Origin of the sequence: Ensifer sp. 2TAB8, from assembly GCF_052115125.1 — a bacterium.
Classification (GTDB): domain Bacteria; phylum Pseudomonadota; class Alphaproteobacteria; order Rhizobiales; family Rhizobiaceae; genus Ensifer.
On record NZ_JBFRGB010000056.1, the window covers coordinates 1 to 3625 of the forward strand.

The window sequence follows — 3625 nt, forward strand, 5'->3', positions numbered from 1 at the left end:
ATGCCAAGCAGCATGACGACCGGGATCAGATAGACGAAACTCGGCATGGTCTGCATCACGTCGAGGATCGGATTGACGATATTCTGGAAGCGATCCGAACGGGACATGACGATGCCGATCGGAATGCCGATGGCAATCGACAGGACAGTGCAGACGAAGATCATCGAGACCGTCTTCATCGTATCGTCCCACATGTCGAAATAGCCGATGAGCAGGAGCGTACCGATACAACCGGCGACGATCTTCCAATTCCGGCTCGCCACCCAGGCGATCAGCGCAATCAGCACCAGGATGATCGGCCAGGGCGTCTTCGTCATGAAGCGCTCCGACTGGATGAGGAAGAACTGCAGTGGCTCGAAGAAGCCTTCGATTGCGTCGCCGTAGGCGCGCGTGAACGACCGGAATCCCTCGTCGATAGCTTTCTTCAACGCCCGCAGGCTCTCGTCGTCCATGTGCGGAAACTGGGTAAACCAGTCCATTCCATTTCCCCTTCACATTTCGCCGGCCGCGTTTGTTGTTTTGCTGTTGCCAGACGTCGAACAAGAGGCGGCGCAGGTGATCGCGCCGCCCATGGTTTCAATCAGTGCGTTCAGAGTGCGGCCTTGACCTTTTCGGCAACCTCGGGCGAGACCCACTTGGTCCAGAGGTCGGGGTTCTCCTGAAGGAAGTGCTTGGCGCCTTCCTCTCCGCTCGCCTGGTTGTCGGTCATCCAGGCCATCAGCTTGTTGACCGTGTCATTGGTCCAGGCGCGCTTGTTGAGGTAGTCCATGGCCGGGCCGGCGCGATCGGCGAAGGACTTGGTCACAAGCGTCTGGACCTTGTCCTTCGGCCAGTCGTTCTTCTTCGGGTCCGGGCAATCGGCGACGGTGTTGCAACGCTTCCATTCGGCCGCATCGGCCGGTACGCCATGCTCGAGCTTCACCATCTCGTACTTGCCGAGAAGTGCTGTCGGCGCCCAGTAGTACCCGACCCAGCCCTGCTTGCGCTCATAGGCCTTGGCAATCGAGCCATCGAGGCCGGCGGCCGAGCCGGTGTCGACAAGCGTAAAGCCCGCGGCTTCGCCGCCATAGGCCTTGTAGAGCTGCGTGGTCACGACGGTACCGCCCCAACCCTGCGGACCGTTGAAGACGGCGCCCTTGCTGGCATCTTCCGGATCCGGGAACAGCTCCTTGTGCTTCAGCGCGTCGTCGATCGTCTTGATGTCAGGATTGGCGTCGACAATGTATTTCGGGACCCACCAGCCCTGAACGGCGCCATCGGAAAGCGCAACGGCAGCACCGACGAGCTTGCCTTCCTCGAGACCGCGATTGACGACATCCGGCAGCAGGTCGACCCAGCCTTCCGGCGCAACATCCGGCTGTCCCTTTTCGATCATCGAGGTGATCGTCGGAACCGTGTCACCAACGACCAGGTCGGCATTGCAGCCGTAGCCTTCCGTCAGGATGATCTTGTCGACGCTCGCCAGCACCTCGGCGCTCTGCCAATTCATGTTGGCGATCGTCACGTCACCGCATTCGGCGGCCGAAGCGGCGCCGGCGAGGCCGAGGAGGCCGGCGGCCAGACAGGTCGTTGCAAGAAGCTTCTTCATTTCCGTTCCCTTTGTTTTGGCGGTGCATCTCATCGCACTGCCGATCTCACCGCGGGGATCGACAGCGTCACAGAGCTCGGTCCAACTCGAAACAACAGGGACCGAAAGGCCTGCAGGTCCGTCGGCTTCGAGCCGATGGCATCATGAAAGCTAACGGGGTTTTCCGGCAAGGACTTTCCCATTTGCGTCAACGGGTGCCTTTCCTAATGTTTGAAGATGGCTGAGGCGCAGATCAGGTCGATTTGCTGCGCTGATAATAGCGTGACACCCGAACCCGGTTGCCGCAGCGCGTAGCCGAACACCAGCGCCGGCGGGCGTTGTTGCCGACGAAGAGCATGACGCAATCCTCCGCCTCGCATTTGCGGATCAGACCGGCGTCCGGATGCACCAGCAGCGCCGCGGCATCCTCGGCCAGGAATCCCGCCAACTGGACCATGGGTGCAGCCAGCCGCTCGCTGACAAGACGTGGCGGGTCACTCCAGTCGAGATGCCGCACGAGCGGCGCCGCGCACATTGCCGCATTGAGGCCCTCGATATCGGTCGCCGGAACGGGTTGCCCGCTCATGACATACGCGATTGCCGAGGTCATGTGCGCCCTGACGGCAAGCACAGGCGCAACGTCTGCAGTACTTATCGCACCGATCCCGTCAAGCGTCGCGTCCGGAAGACGGGCCCGCTCCAACTCAAGCCAATCCGCCAGCCCTTCCCCATCCGCGATCAGATCGACGCGTCCATTCGCTGTCAGCGGATGCGTGTTGACGAGATCGAGAGTAAGCGGCTCTCCGACAAAAGGAACTAGGTCCATGCGACCCTCATTTAATGCATGATTTCGATATTGACACATTAGCCTTCTCGGCGCAATTCTAATGCACGAATATTAAAAATAGGGGTGTTAAATGAATAGACCTCGCATTCCATCGATCCGCCACCGCTTCGTCGAAGCCGGCGGTGTGCGCGTCTTCTATCGGGAAAGCGTGCCGGTCGAGGCCGGCGACAACGTGCCTACGATCTTGCTGCTGCATGGCTTCCCCTCGTCCTCGCACCAATACCGTCGCCTGATGGATGCGCTCGGCAGCCAATACCGGCTGATCGCGCCGGACTATCCGGGTTTTGGCCATAGCGACGCTCCGCCATCGACAAATGAGGGCGGCAGCTTCGTCTACAGCTTCGATCGGCTCGCTGAAGTGATCGAAGGATTCGTCGAGGCCTTGGCGCTCAAGCGCTTTGTCCTCTACGCCTTCGATTTCGGAGCACCTGTCGGCTTTCGCCTTGCAAGCCGGCGTCCCGAGCGGATTGCGGGACTGATCGTCCAGAACGGCAACGCCTATCTGGAGGGGCTTTCCGACATCGCCCGCGATTTCATCGCACTTGAACCGCAAGACGAGGGCGCAGTGGAACAGGTCCGGCAACTGCTGACCCTGGAGATGACCCGAGGGCAGTATGTCGGGGGCACTGGGGATCCGGAACTGGTGGCACCCGACGGTTGGACCATGGATCAGCATTTCCTCGACCGTCCCGACCGCCGCCAGCCGCAAGTCGATCTTGCCTTCGACTACAAGAGCAACCTTGCCCGCTGCGGCGAATGGCAAGAGTGGCTGCGAAGCGAGAAGCCCCCGACCTTGATCACCTGGGGGCGCAACGATCCGTTCTTCACCGAAAGAGGTGCTCGCGCGTTTCTTGCCGATCTCCCCGAGGCCGAGCTCCACCTGTTCGATACCGGCCACTTCGCGCTGGAAGAGAGCCTGCCGGAAATCGCACCGCTGATTGCCGACTTCGTCGACCGCATCTGAACGAAGGCATGAAATGAAAAAAGGCGCCGTGGCCATAAGCATCGGCACCTTTCCTGATCTTCGGCCGGGCCGCGAATTGCGGCCTGTCTCCCGAACTCACATGTTCGGATAGACCGGGCCTTCGCCGACATTCCCTTGCGGCGGTCCGTGCGGCCCGCCTCCCGAACTCACATGTTCGGATAGACCGGGCCTTCGCCGCCTTGGGGCGGCACCCAGTTGATGTTCTGGTTCGGGTCCTTGATGTCGC

4 protein-coding genes and 1 pseudogene are annotated in these 3625 nt (G+C 60.8%); 1 reads left to right on the forward strand and 4 read right to left on the reverse strand.

Annotation, left to right across the window (positions count from 1 at the left end; translation table 11 throughout):
• The 3 genes and pseudogenes from AB4Z53_RS35150 to AB4Z53_RS35160 form a co-directional block, all read right to left on the reverse strand.
• A pseudogene (locus AB4Z53_RS35150) lies at positions 1-479 on the reverse strand (proline/glycine betaine ABC transporter permease); the annotation flags it as partial.
• A gap of 110 nt (positions 480-589) precedes the next feature.
• Entirely contained in the window at positions 590-1588 is a 999-nt protein-coding gene (locus tag AB4Z53_RS35155) for an ABC transporter substrate-binding protein (protein ID WP_113541536.1), read from the reverse strand.
• A 232-nt stretch (positions 1589-1820) separates the two neighbouring features.
• Entirely contained in the window at positions 1821-2393 is a 573-nt protein-coding gene (locus AB4Z53_RS35160; protein WP_441600030.1) for a CGNR zinc finger domain-containing protein, read from the reverse strand.
• Positions 2394-2484: 91 nt separating this feature from the next.
• Here AB4Z53_RS35160 and AB4Z53_RS35165 point away from each other — a divergent pair, with 91 nt between their 5' ends.
• Positions 2485-3378, forward strand: a complete 894-nt coding sequence (locus AB4Z53_RS35165; RefSeq protein WP_441600032.1) for an alpha/beta fold hydrolase — start codon at positions 2485-2487, stop codon at positions 3376-3378.
• Between the two features lie 167 nt (positions 3379-3545).
• Here AB4Z53_RS35165 and AB4Z53_RS35170 read toward each other — a convergent pair.
• A partial coding sequence (locus AB4Z53_RS35170; RefSeq protein ID WP_141399573.1) for a 4Fe-4S dicluster domain-containing protein occupies positions 3546-3625 on the reverse strand: 80 nt, incomplete at its 5' end.